18 protein-coding genes are annotated in these 21,817 nt (G+C 42.1%); 10 read left to right on the top strand and 8 right to left on the bottom strand.

Translation table 11 applies throughout. The features are described from left to right. Positions 1-20 precede the first annotated feature (20 nt). Positions 21-2,039, bottom strand: a complete 2,019-nt coding sequence (locus HQK88_12285) for an LPS-assembly protein LptD (protein MBF0617579.1) — start codon at positions 2,037-2,039, stop codon at positions 21-23. A gap of 152 nt (positions 2,040-2,191) precedes the next feature. Between HQK88_12285 and HQK88_12280 the strand changes: the two genes are divergently transcribed. The 10 genes from HQK88_12280 to argJ all read left to right on the top strand — a co-directional run bounded on the left by HQK88_12280 (position 2,192) and on the right by argJ (position 10,590). Further along, positions 2,192-2,782, top strand: a complete 591-nt coding sequence (locus tag HQK88_12280; GenBank protein MBF0617578.1) for an IMP cyclohydrolase — start codon at positions 2,192-2,194, stop codon at positions 2,780-2,782. 45 nt (positions 2,783-2,827) lie between these two features. Then, positions 2,828-3,676, top strand: a complete 849-nt coding sequence (locus HQK88_12275) for a DUF89 family protein (protein MBF0617577.1) — start codon at positions 2,828-2,830, stop codon at positions 3,674-3,676. Beyond that, positions 3,663-4,955, top strand: a complete 1,293-nt coding sequence (locus HQK88_12270; protein ID MBF0617576.1) for an IMP cyclohydrolase — start codon at positions 3,663-3,665, stop codon at positions 4,953-4,955. The genes HQK88_12275 and HQK88_12270 overlap by 14 nt, the downstream gene beginning before the upstream one ends. 311 nt (positions 4,956-5,266) lie before the next feature. Beyond that, complete coding sequence (locus HQK88_12265; GenBank protein ID MBF0617575.1) at positions 5,267-5,986, top strand: hypothetical protein; 720 nt, start codon at positions 5,267-5,269, stop codon at positions 5,984-5,986. Further along, positions 5,964-6,689 carry a 1-(5-phosphoribosyl)-5-[(5-phosphoribosylamino)methylideneamino]imidazole-4-carboxamide isomerase gene (gene hisA / locus HQK88_12260; protein ID MBF0617574.1) on the top strand — a complete coding sequence of 242 codons (726 nt, stop codon included), beginning with the start codon at positions 5,964-5,966 and terminating at the stop codon, positions 6,687-6,689. Before HQK88_12265 ends, hisA begins: the two co-directional genes overlap by 23 nt. Before the next feature lie 50 nt (positions 6,690-6,739). Next, positions 6,740-7,573 (top strand): imidazole glycerol phosphate synthase subunit HisF, encoded by an 834-nt coding sequence (hisF, locus tag HQK88_12255; GenBank protein ID MBF0617573.1) that lies wholly within the window; start codon positions 6,740-6,742, stop codon positions 7,571-7,573. A gap of 10 nt (positions 7,574-7,583) precedes the next feature. Beyond that, the gene (locus tag HQK88_12250; GenBank protein MBF0617572.1) at positions 7,584-8,141 is read left to right on the top strand and encodes a CPBP family intramembrane metalloprotease; all 558 of its coding nucleotides are present in this window, start codon (positions 7,584-7,586) and stop codon (positions 8,139-8,141) included. A gap of 252 nt (positions 8,142-8,393) precedes the next feature. Further along, positions 8,394-8,852: a type II secretion system major pseudopilin GspG gene (gspG, locus tag HQK88_12245; GenBank protein MBF0617571.1), complete on the top strand. Its 459-nt coding sequence runs from the start codon at positions 8,394-8,396 to the stop codon at positions 8,850-8,852. A 13-nt stretch (positions 8,853-8,865) separates the two neighbouring features. Beyond that, on the top strand, positions 8,866-9,306 hold the full coding sequence (locus tag HQK88_12240) for a hypothetical protein (GenBank protein ID MBF0617570.1): 441 nt from the start codon (positions 8,866-8,868) through the stop codon (positions 9,304-9,306). A gap of 90 nt (positions 9,307-9,396) precedes the next feature. Continuing rightward, positions 9,397-10,590, top strand: a complete 1,194-nt coding sequence (gene argJ / locus HQK88_12235) for a bifunctional glutamate N-acetyltransferase/amino-acid acetyltransferase ArgJ (protein ID MBF0617569.1) — start codon at positions 9,397-9,399, stop codon at positions 10,588-10,590. A gap of 594 nt (positions 10,591-11,184) precedes the next feature. Here the strand turns inward: argJ and HQK88_12230 are convergent. The 7 genes from HQK88_12230 to HQK88_12200 form a co-directional block, all read right to left on the bottom strand. After that, positions 11,185-12,405: a response regulator gene (locus HQK88_12230; protein ID MBF0617568.1), complete on the bottom strand. Its 1,221-nt coding sequence runs from the start codon at positions 12,403-12,405 to the stop codon at positions 11,185-11,187. Between the two features lie 29 nt (positions 12,406-12,434). Then, positions 12,435-14,333, bottom strand: a complete 1,899-nt coding sequence (locus HQK88_12225; GenBank protein MBF0617567.1) for a hypothetical protein — start codon at positions 14,331-14,333, stop codon at positions 12,435-12,437. A gap of 32 nt (positions 14,334-14,365) precedes the next feature. Further along, the gene (locus HQK88_12220; GenBank protein ID MBF0617566.1) at positions 14,366-15,388 is read right to left on the bottom strand and encodes a response regulator; all 1,023 of its coding nucleotides are present in this window, start codon (positions 15,386-15,388) and stop codon (positions 14,366-14,368) included. Between the two features lie 19 nt (positions 15,389-15,407). Continuing rightward, complete coding sequence (locus HQK88_12215; GenBank protein MBF0617565.1) at positions 15,408-16,814, bottom strand: response regulator; 1,407 nt, start codon at positions 16,812-16,814, stop codon at positions 15,408-15,410. A gap of 7 nt (positions 16,815-16,821) precedes the next feature. Then, positions 16,822-18,525 (bottom strand): response regulator, encoded by a 1,704-nt coding sequence (locus HQK88_12210; GenBank protein ID MBF0617564.1) that lies wholly within the window; start codon positions 18,523-18,525, stop codon positions 16,822-16,824. 10 nt (positions 18,526-18,535) lie between these two features. After that, a complete protein-coding gene (locus HQK88_12205; protein MBF0617563.1) occupies positions 18,536-19,747 on the bottom strand; it encodes a response regulator in 1,212 nt (403 codons plus the stop codon). Positions 19,748-19,891: 144 nt separating this feature from the next. Next, positions 19,892-21,817: acetate/propionate family kinase (locus HQK88_12200; GenBank protein ID MBF0617562.1), on the bottom strand; the 1,926-nt coding region annotated here is incomplete at its 5' end.

Here is a 21,817-nt window from a genome sequence, read left to right as displayed (position 1 = left end):
AATTTTAACACAATTCTACATTACATGCCGGATTGCCCACTGCCTAGTATCTCATACTTTCCCACTCCCTTAAGTTCAACCGTGAGGTAAACGCCGAACTGGTTTGACGATTGGCTAAACAGAAGCCCGGTCCCCCAGCACTGTTGTGTATAAGTAAGTTTCAAACCAAAATACCCAAGCCTGTTCAATGAGGCATCATACCATGTCATCGTCTGAGCCCGTAGTCTGGATGTTATATTAAAACCTATTACATTGGTTAAATACATAATATTCATTTCTTTGTTGTATCTCTCTGCAAAATTAAGAATAGTATTAAAAGGCTTAAATTTAAATGTTACTTCGGAGTTAATTCCTTCAAATTTATCGGTATTGAGATCATACAGCGCCTCAGCCTTTACTTCAAGCGGACGAGCCAGGCCAAGTTGAAACATCAACGGCTGAAGCCTGTTTGTCACTAAAGACGTGTCATATCCTTCGGAGAGTTTAGCGTATAAAAAGGTGCCGCGTTCGTCCCTTAGGTAGTTCATAAGTGACAGTTCGGCTGTAGAGGTCCTCCTAAAGTACTCGGTTGAATCAAGAGTAAACTTATTTACGGTGTTAAGCCAGTTTGAGGCTGGTGTGTAGGTAACAGTTGTTAAGTTATCAAGCCCGCTTGAGGCATAATTATATGAAATTGACGGCTGAAAGACATGTGTAACGGAACCATAGTTTTTAACAAGAGTTGTATCCAAAGAGCCGCTGTAAGTCAGCGCAGTTTTTTTATAACTGTTTTCAGAGTCTGGCTCTCTGGTAATATAGACATCGTAAAAGGTGCTTCTTACGCCTGCCGATTGTGTAAACCTTAGCTTGTCGCCAAAGGAATAAAATACTTTTGGATAGAAATCATACCGTCGCCCCTTAACAGATTGTTCTGATATGAAGTTAGAAACAGATGTCTCCATTGCAAACAGGGATGTCTTAAGCGGAGTTGAGTGCAAAAACTCTGTAGGGTGCACGGTAAAACCAATCTCGGGCAGTTTTTCAGACACGTTTCTCGTGTAATATTTCAAATCCACCCAGTACTCGGATAGCATGTACGCGCGCGTCTTATCTGTAGCATAGCCAACATCACCGGTTGACTGAAGAAAACGTGAAACGTTAAGTTGAATACTTGGCGTGAAGTATTTATAATAATTCTCATTGTTAAGATAGTGCACATTGAAATTTGTATAAAAATTCTCAAGAAATTGTTTATGTTCTCCTCTGACCTGTAAAAAATCCTCTTTGAGAACTCTGTCACTAATATGGTAGAGAAACCACGAGCCGGTGGTATTATCTTTTTCGACATATCTGTACTCAAGTCCCTCTCCAATGCCGCGTTTTGTGTATGTATCAACGACTGCTGTCATATCGCGGTTTTCTGAAATAACGTAATAAAAAGGAACATTAACATAAGTTCCAAGTCCTTTCTTGTAACCATAGGTAGGCATCAGAAATCCTGTTTTTCTTTGAAGTCCTGCCTGAAAAACCGGAGTATATAAAATGGGGGTGTCATTAACATTAAAGGTCACTCCTTTTGCTACGATTTTATCATTAGTATCAATATCAGCCGTATCCGACTTAAAACACCAGGCAGGGATTGGAGTGTCACAGCTTGTGAAAGAGCTCTTTTCGGCGTAATAAATATTCTCACCCCGTTTTATGATAGTCTCTCCTTTAACGAAATAGCCGTCCTTTTTAAAAACCATATTGGCACGCGTAAGTGTTCCGGTCTTGTTATCGGTAAACATGGCAGCCTCATCGGCTTTAACCTTAACTTCAGGATCCTCGTAAAACACATTACCTAAAAAATACGCATAAGATGTGTTTTCATCGTAATTACCGAAATCGGCAGTAAGTGTGGTGTTGTCCTGTTTTAGCACCACATTTCCGTACAGATAATAGAGTTTTGTCTTTCCATCATACTCAAGCTTGTCAGCCGTTATGGTTTTAGCTGAGGCCGTACTGAGAAAAAACAGACAGATCAACAATGCCACAAATGATGTATTTATCTTTAACATAAGCCGCTCTAATTCTAACATAACCTTAAGATTTTTTTGGTTTAATGACAATGTAAAAGCACAGAAAAATGCTCAACAATTAAAAATACCGTGTTTTTACATGGCTAACTATGGTATTCTAACTACCATCGTTAGATTTAAGGAGGTGTGTTGTGTCAAAGACGGCAATTATAAGTGTAACAGATAAAACAGGTATTGTAGATTTTGCTAAAGGGCTAAAAAATCTGGGCTTTGATATTCTCTCAACAGGCGGCACTGCTAAATCACTCAGAGACGGGGGACTGACAGTGACCGAGGTTTCCGATTATACCAAGTTCCCTGAAATCCTTGACGGCAGGGTTAAAACTCTGCATCCCAAAATATATGGCGGTATTTTAGCGTTAAGAGACAATCCGTCTCACGTTGAGACTATTAAAGCACACAGTATAAACAGCATAGACATGGTTGTGGTTAACTTGTATGCTTTTGAAAAAACTGTTGAAAAAGAGGGTGTTACTTTTGACGAGGCGGTTGAAAATATAGACATAGGAGGCCCTACCCTGCTACGCGCTGCCGCTAAGAATTCAAAACATGTTACTGTTATCACAGACCCTGCCGACTACCCATCTGTTCTTATGGAAATGGGCGAAAACGACGGACAGTTGACTATTAAAACACGGCTTTCCCTTGGCACAAAGGTGTTTTCTGTAACCTCAGCCTATGATGCTGCTATATACAAGTACTTGTCGGGTTTTAACAAGTAACAGGAGACACATATGAACCTGCACCCTGAGTGTTTATCCTGTTTTATGAAACAGACCTTTAAGGCTCTAAGCCGTCTGAATATTGATGACGGAAAAATGATTGAAATACTGAAGTCTGTCACAGAGGAGATTCAAGCAGCAGATGTAAACAAACCTCCGGCTTATACCACGTCATTTATTTACAGAAAAATTAAGGCAATGACTGGCGAGGATCCATTTAGCGAGCTGAAAAAACAATACAATGAGATAGCGCTGTCACTGTATCCAAAACTCAGGGAAAGAGTTATCACAAGTCAAAATCCGCTCTGGATCGCCTCACGGCTGGCAATTGCCGGGAACATTATTGATTTTGGCATATATGATCAGAGTGTTGACATTGAGGGGACAGTTGAAAGAGCTTTGAAGGAGCATATAGAGGTGGATGATTTTCAGTGTTTTTCTAAAGAAGTACAAAAACATGAAGAGATCCTCTACCTTCTGGATAATGCCGGAGAGATAGTTTTTGATTTACTGCTTATTGAGGTGCTAACCTGCATGGGAAAAACAGTGACTGCCGTTGTTAAAGGCGCTCCGGTCATAAATGATGTTACTATGACTGATGCAATAGACGTAGGGCTTGCCGACCTCTGCAGGGTGATAGATAACGGCTCAGATGCGGTGGGCACGGTGCTTGAGTTTTGCAGCGATACATTTAAAGAGGAATTTAACCGCCACGATTTGATTATAAGCAAAGGACAGGGTAACTTTGAAACCCTGATTGATACCGATAAAAATAATTGTTTCCTGTTTCAGGCAAAATGTGATGTTATAGCGCGTGCACTTGCACTTCAAACAGGCGCTATGCTGCTTAAGTGCCGGGACAGGCAGGGGGTAGAGATTAATGGCAGAGCTTAAGGATATGTATAAGACTATCACAGGGGATACATTCCCACTTGAGATGATAATAAGTTTTGGAGAGCAGCGGCTTGTTTACAAAAAACGGACGTGGACATTTCCTGATGAAAAAACCGGAGTCCCTTGCATAAAGAGTCTGCGTTATGGAGAAAACCCAGATCAGCAGGCAGCTATTTATGAGCTTAAAGAAGGGAATCTAAACATATCCGGCGTGGAGTTTATACACCCTGGAGAGGCTCTTGTCAGTGCCATAACAGAGGCTGACATGCTACAGGTGGGAAAACACCCCGGCAAAACCAATCTAACAGATTTGGACAATGCCCTTAACATTTTAAAACACCTGATGGAAAAACCTGTGGCTGCCATAATGAAACACAACAATCCGTGCGGGGTGGCAACAGGGGGCACCATAGCAGAGGCGTATGAAAGGGCAAACATGGCTGACCGGATAGCGGCTTTTGGCGGCTGTCTGGCTCTGAATCGTCCTATGGATGTACAAACAGCAGAGCTTGTCAGCGCCAATTATCTGGAACTGGTAGCCGCTCCCGAATTTGAAGAGCGCACAGTGGAAATTCTCTCTAAGCGAAAAAACTTAAGAATTGTCCGCCTAAAAAAAATCGAGGAGCTTGCAAAATACCGGGATTTCAGACACCTTGAGTTTAAATCACTGATTGATGGCGGGATTGTGCTTCAACAGTCGCAAAAAAATAAAATCCGTACAAAAGAAGATTTCATTCCTGCCCTTGCAACATTTAAAGGTAAAGAGTATTCGATAGATCGTCTGCCTACAGACAGGGAGTATGAGGATATGCTCTTTGGCTGGCATGTTGAAACAGGAGTCACCTCAAACTCGGTAATATACGTTAAAGACGGAGTGACAGTTGGCATTGGCACAGGAGAGCAGGACAGGGTTGGAGTAGCTGAAATAGCCGCCTTTAAGGCATACGTAAAGTACGCTGATGCCCTGTGTTTTAAAAAATACGGCATACCGTATAAGACCTTTGAGCTTGAAGCCGCACAGGGGAAGAGAGATGCGGGCTTGCTCAGGGAGATAGACGATGAGACACGGCGCAATAAAGGCGGTCTGATTGGCTCAGTTATGATTTCAGATGCGTTTTTTCCATTCAGAGACGGCGTAGATGCAGGAATTAAGGAGGGTGTTTCGGCCATAGTTCATGCAGGGGGCTCAGAGCGTGACTTTGAGAGCATAGAGGCCTGCAACGAGGCTGCTCCAAAAGTTGCAATGGTGTTTACCGGACAGAGATTGTTTAAGCATTAAGATATAGTAAAGGGAGGGCGCTGCCCTCCCTTTAAATCCCACCTGCACGGGGAAATGATTCCCCCGTGTCCCCCCCGGTTTGTTGATAGTGATTAGGTAGTTTTGTATTATGTTTTGTTTGTGTGATTGTGATTTTAAGTTTTTTAACCGGCGTTACGCCGCTTAAAAAGTATTACAAGGGGAGGCGAGCTCCTCCCGCAAAACAGATATTCAGATTAAAAGATTTATACATATTAAAAAAAAATCATAACCTCCACTTTTTATACATGGAATTTTGCTAAAATAGTTAAATGCTTGTAGGTTATGGGATTTTGGCCGGCGAGACTGTTAAGGTCTCTTCACCCGGTATTGTACAGATATCTGTTTTTAAGGAATGGGATGGCAATATAAGCGGAGCCGTTAATACGTCAACGTACTTAAAATCTCTGGGAATTCCTGCGGTGTTTCATCCTGTAGGGTATTTTCTTTCTGAAACCAGAGAGGAGGTCAGAAGACAGAATATGGATGCACTGCTATATTTGGCCGGGCACTCGACTCAACCTATGATAGTGCATGATGAAACCACGCCGTGGGGCACTCCTTTGGATGGACAGTATGAGGAGGCGTATAAAGAGGCTATAAGGAAAATTACCAAACACTGTCCTGTATCTATTGAAAACGCCTCAAACACATTGGATGTTAAACGGTTTTGGCAAAGGTATGCATCCTCAATAACACTGGACATTGGCCATGTTCAGGCAGCAGGGATTGACTCAGAGACCTTTGTTTCAGAACTTGATTCCAACCTCTGCAACATGGTTGAGTTTATACATGTGCACAGAGCCAACGGCCCTCACTATAACGGTGTCACAGACCACTGGGGACTCACCCCAAACTGCAAAGAACTAAAAGCGCTAAAAAAATTTCTGAGAAGGAACTCTAACGTTAAAATCATCCTGGAAATTATAAACAAAGATGATGTAAGAGAGAGTCTTGCTCTGATAGAGGAGGCGGTAAGGGAGGTTAATTATGCTCATAATACCGGCAATTGATTTAAAAAATGGATTTTGTGTAAGGTTGCTTCAGGGCAAGAAAGATGAGGTTACTCAGTACTCAGACGATCCTGTAAGCACAGCACAGCGGTGGGTGCGTGACGGGGCAGAGTTAATCCACGTCGTTGACCTTGACGGCGCATTTACCGGTGAGCAGAAAAACATAGAGAGTATAAAGGAAATTCGGGCAGCAGTGGATGTGCCGATTGAGGTCGGAGGCGGCATAAGAAGTATTGAACGTATTGCGATGCTTCTGGCACTTGGGGTTGACAGTATAATTTTAGGCACGGTGGCTGTCATCAACCCTATACTTCTTGAACAGGCTTGTGAAAAGTTTCCCGGTAAGATAATTGTAGGCATTGATGCCAAAGATGGAAAAGTTGCGATAAAGGGTTGGGAGGAGGTCACAGAGGTTGATGCAGGAGCACTTTCATTAAATGCAGAAAAGGTCGGTGCCTCGGCAATTATCTATACGGATATTGTAAGAGACGGAATGCTTATCGGGCCAAATGTTGCCGCCACAAAAGCTCTCGCTCAAAAGGTCAAAATACCGGTTGTTGCCTCAGGGGGTATTTCAATGTTAAAAGATATTGAGGATCTCGCTAAAACTGGGCTTATTTTCGGCGCTATCACTGGTAAGGCGATTTATAGCGGCGTTATTAATCTTAAGGAGGCGATAGAGTTTGTTAAGAACATTAAATAAATCTATCTGGCAGTTGTTTGCTTTCAGCAACTGTGTTTGGGAGTGCCGGGATGCTTGCTAAACGAATAATACCGTGCCTTGATGTGCGGGATGGGCGTGTTGTAAAGGGAGTTAACTTTGTAAATCTGAGAGATGCCGGAGACCCCGTAGAAAACGCTATTTTTTATGACGCTGAGGGAGCTGATGAGTTGACATTTCTTGATATAACGGCCTCCCACGAAAAACGAAAGATTATGCTTGATGTTGTGGAAAGAACTGCGGCAGAGGTGTTTATTCCGGTAACAGTCGGGGGGGGAATCAACACGCTGTCAGACATCAGTGATTTGCTTAACGCGGGGTGTGATAAGGTATCAATAAACACATCGGCGGTTAAAAATCCGGGATTTATCAAAGAGGCCTCGGAGCGCTTTGGCAGCCAGTGTATAGTGGTGGCAATAGATGCTAAGCGTTCTACAGGAGCCGCAGGGGAGCCGCCCGATTGGCTTACATCGGATGCCGGCCTGCATAAACTAAGTTTACATACTAACGGAGAAAACCGCTTCGATGTTTACACTCACGGGGGCAGAAAACCCCGCGGCATAGATGCCCTCAAGTGGGCAAAGTACATGGAGGAGCTGGGGGCAGGCGAGATACTGCTCACAAGTATGGACAAAGACGGCACAAAGAGCGGCTATGATATAGAGTTAAACAGGGCGATTTCCGAAGGGGTGGGGATTCCGGTTATAGCCTCAGGCGGGGCCGGCACACTGGAGCATTTGTATGAAGCGCTGGCGTTTGGTAAAGCTGATGCTGTTTTGGCAGCCTCGATTTTTCATTTCAGGGAATATTCCATTAAAGAAGCCAAAGTGTTTCTTGACTCTAAAGGCATCACAATGAGGCTTTAGCGTTTTACACATGGAGCCTAAGATATCAAGAGGGCGGCTGCTTTTACTTGCAATTCTGACTGAGTTAGGCGCCCTGTTGTGTGCTGCTGCTATGTCATGGTACTATGAGTTTAATCTTATACCGGCACCTAAGAGTATTTTAAAAGAATCCGCTTACGGTATCCTCTTTGCAGCTTTCCCGTTTGCTCTCTTTGTCTTTACGCTTTCAAAGAGCGCAGACAATTTTGGTTTTCTCAGGAAATCCAGAAGGTTTATGCTTAAAGAGATAAGAGGACTGTTTTCAGAAGCGAGGGTGGTGGACATCTTTTTTATATCAATAATAGCCGGAATATGTGAGGAGGCGTTTTTTCGCGGTGCTCTTCAGTTAAAAATGGGACTTATAACCTCAAGTCTGATCTTTGGGCTTTTTCATTTTATTAATCCGGTATATTTTGTATTTGCAACACTTATGGGTCTCTACCTTGGCGCACTGTATTCTTTCACAGGGACTCTGCTTGCCCCCATGCTTTGTCATTTCGCTTACGACTTTGCTGCCCTGTGTTATCTGTTAAATTACGCAAATGATTAGAGATTGTCTGACACCTAAACTTAAATATTACTGTCACTTTAAGTATTCATTTTGATATAATGAGCGTATCTTTAAAATTATAAAGGAGATCAAGTACCTGGTTTATAATAATGTGTAGGGGGCAGTGATGTTTAGATATTTGGGATTGAAAGGCAATTCGGTAGTCATACCAAGTAGCAGTCAGAAGCATAACGAGGCGGCAAGGAGAAAGCGACGCAGGCGTACTTATAGTACGTTGAGGAGCTTTTAACGATGCCAACAAAGTTAGGCGATAGAGTGCTTCTTGGTATCAGAGGTTTTACGCTTCTTGAGATAATAGTGGTGGTTTTCATTTTGAGTCTTTTAGCAGCCATTGTGGCTCCTAAGATCATAGGCCGCACGGATGACGCACGGATAGCTGACGCTAAGATTCAGATAAGAAACTTTGAAACCGCGCTAAAAATGTATAAACTGGACACGGGGTTTTTCCCGACAACTGAGCAGGGGCTTGAGGCACTGGTAGTAAAACCCACAGTTGGGCAAATCCCGCCAAATTACAGGGAGGGAGGTTATCTGGAAAACAAAAAAATTCCCGCAGACCCCTGGGGCAGGCCGTATGTCTATGTTTCACCCGGCGCCCACGGAGATTACGACATTGTTTGCTACGGAGCGGATGGTGCACAAGGCGGTGAGGGCATAAATAAGGATATTGAAAGCTGGAACATCCAATAAGAGCCAGCATGGGGTGACTCTACTTGAGCTAGTAGTAGTATTGTTCATAATTTCTGTTATAATTGCGCTTTCATACCCATCATTTATGAGCCTCAGAGCCTCACCCTCAATTGAGGCCAAGCGGCTTGCCTCAGTCATCACATACCTTAACGATACCTCATCAAACAGGCGGGAAACCAATACATTGACTATTGATTTCAAGAAAAAAGAGTTACGATGGGAAACGTATGACGGTAAAAAACAGATGTCTTTTAAATTTTTAACCAGTGTGCTTTTACCCTCAAAGGGTGAAGTTAAAGAGGGCGAGTTGCTGGTGTTTTTTGACAGAGAGGGACTTTCTGAGCTATTTGCCGCATACTTTATCGCAAGCGAAAAGACTGTCACACTTATCTATAATCCATTTAGCAGGAGGGTGTCAATTGAGCCTGGCAGAGTGGATTTGACCGTTAATTAGTACATATATTGATTGAATTTATTTCCTTCTGCGTGTTAATCTTACTTCATAAGAGTCACTGCTTTAGCAGTAAACGGAGGGTATTTATAAATGATAAAAGAAGATACAGCAATTCCAAAAGGGTTTTTAATATCGGCGGCGGAGGCAGCCATTAAAAAGCCTGGCCGCAATGACATGACACTCATATATTCAACCGTAAGGGCACAGGCTGCCGGGGTTTTTACTAAAAACACCGTCAAAGCCGCTCCGGTTATTGTTGATATGGAAAGAATTGAAAAAGGTTACGGCAGAGCGCTCTTTATAAACAGCGGTAACGCTAACGCCTGTACTGGTAAAAAAGGGATGGCAGATGTCCTGAAGATTTCTGCGGCTCTTGCAAAATTACTCAAAATACCAGAGACTGACGTATTTGTCTCCTCAACCGGTGTCATTGGCACCCCGCTTCCAATGGACAGAATGATCCCCAAAATACCAGAATTAGCACAAAATCTCGGCCAATCCACTCTGCTTGACGCAGCCCAGGCTATTATGACTACCGATACGTTTCCAAAGCTGATTTCAACAGAGTTAAAATTTGGTAAAACTCAAGCTACACTATCGGCTATTGCTAAAGGCTCCGGGATGATTTCACCCTCTATGGCTACAATGCTCTCCTGTGCCATAACCGATGCGGCAATAACAACGGATGCCCTAAAAGAGGCGCTGAGTGCCTCAGTTAATGAAAGCTTCAACAGCATTACGGTTGACGGGCAGATGAGCACAAACGACACGGTCATTGTTTTTGCAAACGGCTTTGCCGGAAATAAAACCATAGAGAAAGGTACAAAAGAATTCAAAAGCTTTCAAAAGTCCCTGACAGAGACCTTTTCGCTGCTCTCTGACATGATTGTAAGAGACGGCGAGGGGGCAACTAAGTTTATCACCGTAGTGGTCACAGGCGCTCATACGACAGAGGCAGGCAAAGCTGTAGCCAGAGCGATAGCTGGCTCCTCGCTTGTTAAAACCGCAATATACGGGCAGGATGCCAACTGGGGACGCATTATGGCCGCTATGGGTGCCTCTAATGTGCAGTTTGATCCCTATAAGGTGGATATATATTTCAACAAGGTCAAAGTTGTCCGTAAGGGGCTCTCCACTAATAATGACACTGCAGCCACAGAAGTGCTAAAGGAAAAGGAAATCCTGCTAAGTGTAAATTTGAATATGGGCGAAAACTCTGCAAAAATACGCACCTGCGATCTAACTGAAGAGTATATAAAGATAAATGCTGAATATAGAACGTAATTTTAAGTCAGGTATTGAAAATATAATTATTTTTAAAAAATTTTTTGATTTTTAAAAAATTTTACTTGACAAAAGTGGTTACGTATGTTACCATAATCTATAAGCGCCTCGTTCCTCCCCTAAAAACTGCCGCCCTATCCCAAGGGGGCGGCAGTTTCCTTATTTTCAAGCAGAATTAAATTGCCTGTTATGGGAGGCGTCGCTTTCTTCTTACCGCCAAAGGGGGCTCCCCTTTAGGGGACACTTCTGATTACTACTTGAGACCGTTGCAAAAAACATTTTTCAGCCAAAACTCTAAAAAAAACACAATTGTAAATATACCAAAATTCAAAAAGATATTCATATTGATTATTTAAAAGGATGAGATTGCCACGCCCCCTGCGGGGGCTCGCAATGACGATAAATAGTAGTGTTTACAGTGTTTTTTATTCGTCATTGCGAGGAGCGATAGCGACGTGGCAATCTCAGCCTTTAAAAATAATGAACGTAATTATGCATATTGCTATAAAAGTTTTTTTATTGTGAAAATTCAAAATATCGAATTTTGCAACGGTCTCTACTTGGTTAAGCACCGTTAAAAAAATCTTATCGAAACTAACTGCTTAAAGACAGCCTTTCACCGCGCACTGCCATCAAAACGTAATTTTCCTTAACCTCGCCCACTATCGTAATCAAAGTCAGGGTAATAAATGAGTAAGTACCTGTTCTTATAGTTTCCACCCGCCCATGTGCGTTAAAAAGAATTTCCACAGAGTCAGTTATCTGTTTAATCGAAACTTCTTTTATCCCGATTTTTTTCATAACCTCAAGAAACTTTTCATCAATTCTTTCAGGAGAGTAATCTATCATGTCAAGCATTGATTTGTTTATGTAGATTAACGAAAGGTCTCTTCTGATTACTATAATTGACATAGGAATAGAATCCAATAATCTTTGGGCAAAATTCATCGCCTGTTCCACAATGGTCTTGTGGATATTGATTATTACATCCTCCTCCTCGGTAATCTGGGCGATAATCTGCCTTGCCAGTTCAAGTTCACGGGTGCGATATTTTAATGCTCTGTCACCGCTCAGTTTTTCCAACGCCTTTTCTATTAACAGTATCAGTTGGTCAAGATCCACAGGCTTTCTGAGAAAACTCAGCGCCCCGTCACGCATTGCCTGTATGGCGCTCTGTTCATCCCCGTATCCGGTCAAAATTATAGCCTCAAAGTCGTCGTTTATTGCCCGCATCTTGTGTAAAGCTTCAAGCCCGTCAATTTTAGGCATTTTAATATCCAGAAGCACAACATCTATCTTTGTATGGGCAAAAAGCCCGACTGCATCCTCACCGTTTGTAACATCGAAAACTTTCCACATCTCTTTTTCTAATACCCTTTTCAGGCGTGTACGTGGAATTTCCTCATCCTCGGCCAACAGAATGTGAGGAACGAGGCTTTCGGCTTGCCTCATATTGATTTTCTCTTTTGCCCGCCCCAAAGCCAAACTCAGGACATCAAGGTCTATCGGTTTTTTCAGGTAATCCAGCACTCCCTCACGAATAGCCGCTATGGCGGTATCCACCTCTCCGTAGCCAGTAAACACTATTATCTCTGTCTCAGGGGACATCCGTTTTACCGTGTGAATAACCTCCATGCCGTCTATGTCAGGCATCTTTAGATCAGTCAACACTATTTGCGGTTGTTCTGACTTAAAAAGCTCTATCCCAACACGCCCATTTTCAGCCGGTATTACCTGAAACCGCTCCTTTTGGACATATTTTGCCAGTTGTTTTCTGGCCGTTTCATCGTCCTCTATTAACAATACCTTATACATAATAAAACCTCCGTTTTGTGTGCACACTGCTATGGTTGAATTGGCAGCACTATCTTAAATGTTGTTCCGGCACCATCCTCACTCTCAACCAATAACAAGCCGCCATGCTCTTCTATTATCTTTCTTGATACGGAAAGTCCCAGCCCTGTGCCTTTTCCAGGCTCATTAGTGGTAAAAAAAGGTTGAAATATTTTGTCTTTAATCGCCTGTGGAATTCCGTGGCCATTGTCCACTATCTCGATAACTACGGAATCTGAGCTTGAGGGCAGTTTAAAGTTATTAGAGAGGTATGTTTTTATTTCAAGCCGTTTTTCTGCTTTCGTGCCGGCTTTTAGCGCATTTCTTGCATTAGAGGTTAAATTAATTATAACCTGCTCAAGCCTGATATGGTCGCCTTTTATTTGCGGCAACTCCGGCGTAAAGTCTGTCTTCAATATTATATTATTAGACCGTAACTGCTGGTTTAATAGTTTGAATGACCCTTCAATTAAAACATTAATATTTACAGGCTCAACGACCATAGTATCCGATCGCCTTGTAAATATACGCATGTGGTCTATAATTGCAGCCATTTTATCCACCTGCTCCACTATGTCGGATAGATCTGTGCCAAGCTCTTCAGTGTCGTGTCTGCCTTTTTGTATATCTTTCATAATTGACTGGCATATTATCTTTATGCCGTTTAGCGGCTGGTTAAGTTCATGGGCAACACCGGCAGTAAGCTCTCCCAGGGCCGAGAGTTTAGCGGTTTGAACCAATTGAGCCGTAGCCTCCTTTAGTTCATTATTGATATGTTCAAGGTCTGCTGCTCTTTTTTCAAGTAGTTTTTTTGCCTCCACTATCTTGTCAAAGAGACTGTGAAACCTGTATTCAAGCGCTATAATTTGGTCGCTTCTAATAAATCTGTTCTTGCTTTTAATTAACGTCGGACAGTCTATCCCTAACTGATTCTTTGAAACATCCGCTATATAGTCGTCTAATCTCCTTACTTTCCGCATGATGTAGAGCATGATAACGATAAATGACAGAATAAGGGTAAACGCAGTAGTAACGTTATACTTAACGCTGCGGGAGAGAATATTGACGCTTAGCCCGTCAAACGTGCTCTTTGATATAAGTGAGAGAAATGCGTACTTATTTTCGCTTTCACCATAATCCAAAAAAGATTTCCCCGTAAGCATATACTCTGCTTTCAGGTCTGTAAGAGTTTTACCAGTGGATATTAGCTCAGGCATATTTGTAGCCATAACTGCATTTTCATTATCACTGTAAAGTGCTACTATTCCTTTATTGGGCCCCATAGCATCCTGTAAAAAATCGTTATTTAATCTGTGGGCAAGTACAAGAGTAGCAATTTTTTCGCCATTTTCGTTTTTTACAATTGCTGAGGCAATGACGTAGTCAACGTCAAGGTGTGTTATAAAGGAATTTTCTATTGCCGTTTCAATTATAAAATCACTTAACGAGGTAAGTGAAGCAGGGAAAGGGTCGGAAAACTCAGTGTAAACTTCTCTGATTTTTTTGTGAGTATCAAAAAGCAAGGCATATTCAATCTCAGGATAGTATTTCAAAACAGACACCTTAGGAAGCCATGGTGGGATTTCTTGTTGATATGATTTTGTCTGAGTGTCACCATTCCATGATGCTTTTTCAATATATTTGATTAATAAGAATTGGTTTGCCAATGCTTTAACGCTGCGGTGATAACCGAAAAAAAGTGCATCGAATTGTCTTCTGTCTTCTTTTGCCTGAGTCTCCAGCATACTTAGCAGTTGTGTGTTAAATGTTTCCTTTAACGCTTTTCTGTGAAAATAGTCCAACACGGCACTAAGAGTAATCCCTATGACTATCGTAACAACAGCTACTTTTACAGTGAGTGAAACCCGGCTTATAAAGCCGTTGGTTTGCTTCTTTTTAAAAATCGCCATGTTTGAATTATCCCCTGAGTCCGTTTAACACTTTAAGCACTCTCAATCACAGTTTTTTTAAAAACCATCCGATATGTCGTGCCACTTGTTGTGTCTATCTCTATTGTGCCTTTAAGTTTTCTCTTTACCAAATCGTGCACCAGCTGCATACCAAGTGAACGTGCTTTGCTTAAGTCAAAGCCCTCAGGAATCCCAACTCCGTTATCCCCTGTGATTAAAACGTAGTTACCGTTGCCATCTTCATTAAAGCCAACAAATACCGTGCCCTGCGTACCGCCTGTGAAGGCGTACTTCATGGAGTTTGAGATAAGCTCATTAATAATCAGCCCGCATGGGATTGCAATACTGATGTCAACGTTTTTGACGTTAACATCCAGTTTGATAACCGGAGTGTTTGAATGTATTTCATAAGAGTTTACAAGCTCGGCGCAAAGTTCCTGGACATACTCGGCAAAATCAAAAGTTGATAAATCTGCCGATTTATACAGTTTTGTATGAATCATTGACATTGTACGTATTCGGTTATAGCTGTCAATAAAGACATTCCGGAGGGTTTCATCGGTTATACTCTCTGATTGCAGACTAAGGAGGCTGGTAACTATTTGAAAATTATTTTTGACCCTGTGGTGGATTTCCTTTAGCAGCATATCTTTATATTCAGCCGATTTACGGTATTTTTCCATTTTGTGTTTATAAAGAGCCATCTTTAAAGTTATCTGAATCTCTTTATCGTTGGATGGTTTAATGATGTATCCATATGGTTCTGTTATTTTTGCTCTTTCCAAAAGTTTTTCGTCGGCATAGGCCGTCATAAATATAATTGGGATATCAGCGTGTTTAGTTATCTCTGCCGCTGTATCAATTCCATCCATATCGCCCTGTATTACAATATCCATCAAAATTATGTCGGGTTTGTCTGTTTCAGCCTTTGATATGGCCTCCTCTGACGATGGCACTACCGATGTGACAATAGCCCCAAACTTTTCCAGCTTCCGCTTCAAGTTCATCGCTATTATACCCTCATCCTCTACTATTAAAACTCTGGCGTCTTTCATGTCTGCCTCTTAGTCCTTTTCATACTCGTTTCTTATATTGTAGTTCCTTAAACCTGAGTTTAAACTCAGTGCCGCCACTCGTGTTCATTTCAATCTTGCCGCCAAGCTGATACTCCGCAAGTGTTCTAATCAGTTTTAAACCAAGAGAAGACGTCTTGTTTATATCAAAACCCTCCGGTATGCCTTTTCCATCATCACGCACAATTAATTCATACATATTGTCACCAACGTTCTGCATGGAAATTTCAAGTGTGCCGGTTTTAGTCTCCGTGAAGGCATATTTCAGAGAATTTGTCACTAGTTCGTTTATTATCAAGCAGCATGGCATGGCAGTGTCCATATTTATCAGCACATCGTCAATGTTTATGTTAACTGTTATCATTGAAGGATCTATGCAATAGGAGTTAATGAGATCAGCCGTAAGGTTTTTGGTGTAATCATTAAAATTAACTTCAGAGAGATTTTCACTTTGATACAGCATCTTATGTATAAGAGACATTGACCGTATCCGGTTTTTCATCTCATTGTACATGCCAATAAGTTGTTTATCACTGGAGTCCTCGATTTGAAGCTCTATCAGGCTTGAGATTATTTCCATGTTGTTTTTAACTCTGTGGTGGATTTCACGCAAAAGAAGGGTTTTTTCCTGAAGCGACGCCTTTATTTTTTCCTCATGGAGCTTTCTCTGAGTAATATCCTTAAATCTATGAATGGTGCCATTAAACTCTCCATCACCTCCAAAAATCGGGGATGCGATTACGTCAAAATATAAATCGAGTTCCGGATAATACATCTCCGTAGTGCAAGAGCTTTTACTTATACTACAGGTTTTAGCATTACAGCAATCTCTTTCATTCAGACAGCTGAAAATCTCATAACAGAGTTTGTTGTTGCTGGTATCCGGGTTAAATTTAAAAGTTTCAATAAATGCCTTGTTACACTTGACAATTTTATAGTCTTTATCGTGGATAGAAAGCATATCGCTGACACTGTTAAAAGTAATTTCCCACTCATTGACTCTGTATTCAAGTTCTTTGACGTATGAGTCAATTTTCATTTTCATTTGCTGTTTTTCTAACGCCTTTTCAATCTCTATATGTAGCTCGTCATACTCTATTGGTTTTTGTATATATCCAAAGGCGCCTTGTTTCATTGCCTCTATGGCCGTTTCGCAGCCTCCGTGGCCGGTTATCATAATTACCTCGATCAAGTTGTTTCTTGTTTTGACCTCTTTTAAAACATCTATACCGCTTATCTTTGGCATTTTAATATCGGCTATGATTATGTCAGGCAGGTGTGTTTCAACCATTTTGAGGCCTTCAATACCATTTTCCGCTGAATAAACCTCGTATTTATCCAACAAGAGCAGTTTCTTTAACCTTTCCCGGATGATTACCTCATCGTCTATAACTAACAATTTTGCCATATATCTCCTAAGACACTCTTTCGCTGTTTGCTGCTATCACTGCATCGTGCTTACCGGGGGTCTCCTCCGTTTCGTAACGATGAGAATCCCACGTCGGTAATATTACTTTTATTGTCGTATGATCATTTTCCATACTTTCAATTTCAATTCTACCTTTATGATTATTTATAATACCATAACTTATCGAAAGCCCCAAACCAGTTGCCTGCCCAACTTCTTTTGTTGTAAAAAAAGGTTCCAGCACCCGCTCCCTGACCTTTTGTGACATCCCCATCCCGTTATCGGCAACTATTACAACAACAGAGTCTGCATCAATATCATATTTTACAGTAACCTTCAGACACTTATTGTAAACACATGATCTAATCCTTGCATCATATATCTGCTTATCTTTTTCATCCATAGCATCCCGTGCGTTAGTGATAAGATTTATCCACACCTGCTCAAGTTGATAAGGCTCTCCGATAATTGATGGAGTGGATGGCTCAAAGTCCTTTATGACCGCTATCTCATGAAGCCGTAACTGCTCATCCAGAAGGCTAAATGCCGCCTCTATTGTGTCAATAACATCAACTCTTATAAACTTTAAGGTGTCCTGTCTGGCAAAAGTCCTGATGTGTTGAATTATCTTAGTCATCCGCTTGACAGATGACTCTATGTCATCAAGGCCGGAGACAATTTCAGCCTCTGTTAATCCGCCGTGTTCCAGGAGTTTGCGAAAACTCTTGGCAACAAGAGCTATGCCGCCTAGTGGTTGATTTATTTCGTGCGCCAGGCCGGCAGACATCTCACCAAGTGTTGCAAGTTTTGACGTCTGAAAAAGTTGCACCTGCATTTTGCTTAGTTCACTTGATCTTTCCTGTATTCTTCTTTCAAGTTCTTCGTTCATCTTGGAGATGATTTCAGAGGATATCTTAAGTTCACGGCTTCTATAGAGGCGGGTTCTGTTGAGATTTATCCTTTCTATTGCCCTTTTTACTGAAAACAGCAGCTCATCAAGGTTAACAGGTTTATTTAAATAATCTATGGCTCCGGCACGAAGGGATCTGATAGCATGTTCATCATCATTAGCTCCGGTTACCATGATACACTCTATATCCTGATAATATTTCTTAGCCGCAGTAATCACCTCTATGCCGTCCATGTCGCTCATGTTTATGTCTGAAATGACAACGTCAATCTTGCTGAATTCAATAATCTCTAACCCTTTGAGTCCGCTTGCAGCGGTAAACACCTCGTAGCCTTCGGCCTCAAAAAATCTCTTCAGCCGCGTTATAACCACCTCATCGTCATCAATTATGAGAAGAGTGTTTTTGGTAAAGAAGGAGCTTCTTTCAGTTAGTTTTTCCTGTGCTCTGCCAAGGGCCGCAAAAAGCTCCTCTATGTTTATAGGTTTTTCTATGTAGTCTAAGGCTCCGTGCTTTAGCGACTGAATTGCTATGTCCTGGGTCCCATAGCCGGTAATTATTATTATCTCGCACTCCGGTTTCTTTGCTTTGACTTTTTTAATTAATTCTATCCCGTTTATGTCGGGAAGGTTAACATCTATAAGAAGAATGCAGGCATTAGTTGTTTCTATTTTCTCAAGTGCGCTTTTGCCGTCAGGTGCAGTAAATACAGTAAAAAACCCTCTTAACAGTTCTTTTTCCAGAAGAGATGATGTCATCTTATCGTCATCAACGATAAGAACGATTTTTGAGCCAGATTCCATGTTTCAGCTCCTAAGCCGACCTTTCGCCGCGCAGTGCTATCAAAACATAATGTTCCTTAACATCGCCAACCACTGTAATTAAGGTCAGGGTGATTAAGGAGTGAGTGCCTGTTTTTATCGTTTCTAATTTTCCAGGCACTGAAAAAAGTATGTCTATTGAATTGGTTATCTGTTCGATGGAGAGATCTTTAATTCCAATTTTTTTTAGATTTTCAAGCAGTTTCTCGTCAATACTTTTAGGTGTGAAATCTAATGCTTCAAGCATACACTTATTCATGTAGGTTAATGTGAGGTCTTTTTTTATTACAACAACCGGTGTGGGAATGGAATCCATTAGTTTTTGGGCAAAAGTCAGTGATTGTTCCACAACACTTTTGTGAATATTGAGTATTACCTCCTCCTCGTCAGTAACCTGGGCAAGTATCTGCTTAGCCAGTTCAAGTTCACGTGTGCGATACCTTAACGCTCTGTCTCTGTAGAGCTTTTCCAGTGCCTTTTCTATTGTAGCTATCAGTTGGTCAAGATCCACAGGTTTTCTTAAGAAACTCACCGCCCCGCCGCGCATAGCATGAATAGCGCTTTGTTCATCACTGTAACCGGTAAAAACTATAGCCTCAAAATCATCGTTTATGGCCCGCATCTGATGAAGAGCCTGAAGTCCGTCCAATTTAGGCATTTTGACATCTAAAAGAACAATATCCATCTTTGTACTTATGAATGTATTAACAGCCGCTTCACCGTCTGAGACATCTAAAACTTTCCAGTGTTCTTTTTCTAACACTCTCTTAAGGCGTATGCGGGGTATTTCCTCATCCTCAGCCAAAAGAATATGAGGATACAGATGCTCTGAATGTCTCATCCCGATTTTTTCCTCAGCGCGTCCCAGAGCCATACTCAGCGCGTCAAGGTCTATCGGCTTTTTCAGGTAGTCCAGCACTCCTTCACGAATGGCAGATATGGCAGTTTCAACCTCTCCATAACCGGTAAACACAATTATCTCAGTCTCCGGAGAGAGCCGTTTAACTGTGTGAACAACCTCCATGCCGTCAACGTCCGGCATCTTAAGATCGGTCAACACTATATGTGGATTTTCTGTTTTAAAAAGCTCAATACCTACACGCCCGTTTTCAGCCTGTATTACCTCAAAACGCTCCTTCTGAACGTACTTCGCCAACTGCTTTCTGGCCGTATCATCGTCCTCTATCAAAAGCACTTTATACATAATACCTCCATGCGGTTAGTGCCGTAACCATCTCATATCTGTGCAAAAACCCACCCTGTTGAATTAAGAGGTGATTTGTTGATTGTAACATAAAATCGCAGCAATATTCAAAAAAAGAGTATTTTAAGCACAGATTAGGTTACTTTACATATATGCTCTGTGTTGAATACCCTCTATGTAACCAACCATTCCCGGCGTGTGTTCAACAGCGTTTCCCTCATCAGTATCTATGTGCATATCAAGTCTGAAATCAGGATGTACTCTGACCAAAACGTCGCCAAAAGTCAGTTCCCGTTTGCTCTTTATTTTAACAAGCACAACGTCTCTGTCTCTGAGGCCAAATCTGAGGGCATCCTCGGGGGACATGTGAACGTGGCGCCGTGCGCAAATCACTCCTTTGTCCAGTTTTAACTGCCCAAAATCGCCCTCTAGCGTAATTCCCGGCGTGCCCTCTATATCGCCCGAGTCTCTGACAGGTGCATCTATTCCAAGTTTAAACTCTTCAGTGCGGGATATTTCCACCTGGCTGTCTTTTCTGTAAGGACCCAGTATGCGCACTTTTTCCACTCTGCCCTTTGGGCCGATCAGATTTACTGTCTCTGCTGCCGCAAATTGCCCGGGTTGGCTAAGCGACGCTTTAGGGGTCAACTGCCTGCCCTCACCAAAGAGTACCCTAAATGCCTCCTCTGTAACATGCACGTGGTGTGCCGATACGTTTACAGGAATCGGCGTCTGCTTGTACTCCTGTTCCCTTCGGCTTACTGTGGTATGTCTGCCCAGAGCGTGAAGGGTCTCACGGGCTATCATACGTTTTTCATCGGGTTGAATTACAAGGGTTTTGACTTTAGAATTTGCCTCTGATATTTCCTCGACCTGTCTTAAAAAGGGTCTTACCTGCCTGTTTGCGTCATCGTCAATAGTAATGCCAAAAGGGTCAAGCCCCTGACATATTCTTGCCCGCACCTCTGTGGAATTACTGCCTATACCGCCCGTAAATATTAAAACGTCCAACCCGCCCAGAGCTGCTATATACGCTCCTATATACTTTTTCACCCTGTAGCAGAACATTCTGACGGCTTTTTCAGCTTTTTTATTTCCATCCTCCGCTGCTGTAAGCACCTCCTCCATGTAGCTGCTAATCTCACTGACACCCTTTATGCCGCTTTGCTCGTTTAACATATTGTTTAATTCATCTGCCGTGTAGCCTAACGTCATAAGGTACAGGAAAAGTCCCGGGTCAACATCTCCGCTCCTTGACCCCATGACAAGACCCTCAAGGGGGGTCAGTCCCATGCTGGTGTCAATGCTTCTGCCGTGGTCTATTGCCGTTACCGAGGAGCCGTGCCCAAGATGGCAGGAAATTATCTTGAGCTGTCCGGTTGTTTTTTTCAGATACTCGGCAGCCTTTAGCGTTACGAAGTGGTGGTTAATCCCGTGAAAACCGTATCGTCTTATGATTTCATTGTTATTTAAACTGGGTGTCAGGGCATATTTGTGGGCATGATCTGGCATTCCCTTATGAAAGGCGGTGTCAAATACTGCTATGTGAGAAGCATTGGGAAGGAGCCTCATGAGACACTCTATCCCCTCGATGTTGTAGGGGTTATGAAAGGGAGCAAAGACGTTAAATTCCTTTATGTTCTCTATCACGCTATTATTTATTACAACTGAATTAGAAAACTTGTTGCCGCCATGAACCACCCTGTGTCCGACTGCTGTTATTTCATCAATTGTGCTGATGACGCCTCCCTTAGCATCGGTAAGCAGCTTAACCACAAGTTTTATTGCCTCCTCTATACTGCCAACTAATACGTTTCCCTTAAAATCACCCTTTGCCCCTGACCCCTTGTAATAAGAAAATAATGAGCCGATTTTATCCACTATTCCATCCATAGCGGCAACTGAGTAGCGTGTGTCAAACAAGGAAAACTTAAGGGAACTGGCTCTGGAATTTATAACGAGGATTTTAATTGGGTCTATGGCTGAGCTAAAATCAAGGTCATAAGGGTCACTGGATTTTGTTTTAGCGATATGAATTGCAGCTTTTTCATTTTCACTATTATCTCTTTT

It is taken from the genome of Nitrospirota bacterium (assembly GCA_015233895.1).
GTDB lineage: Bacteria > Nitrospirota > Thermodesulfovibrionia > Thermodesulfovibrionales > Magnetobacteriaceae > Magnetomonas.
The sequence above is the reverse complement of the archived record's forward strand: the minus strand, read 5'-3'. Positions and strand labels throughout refer to the sequence as shown.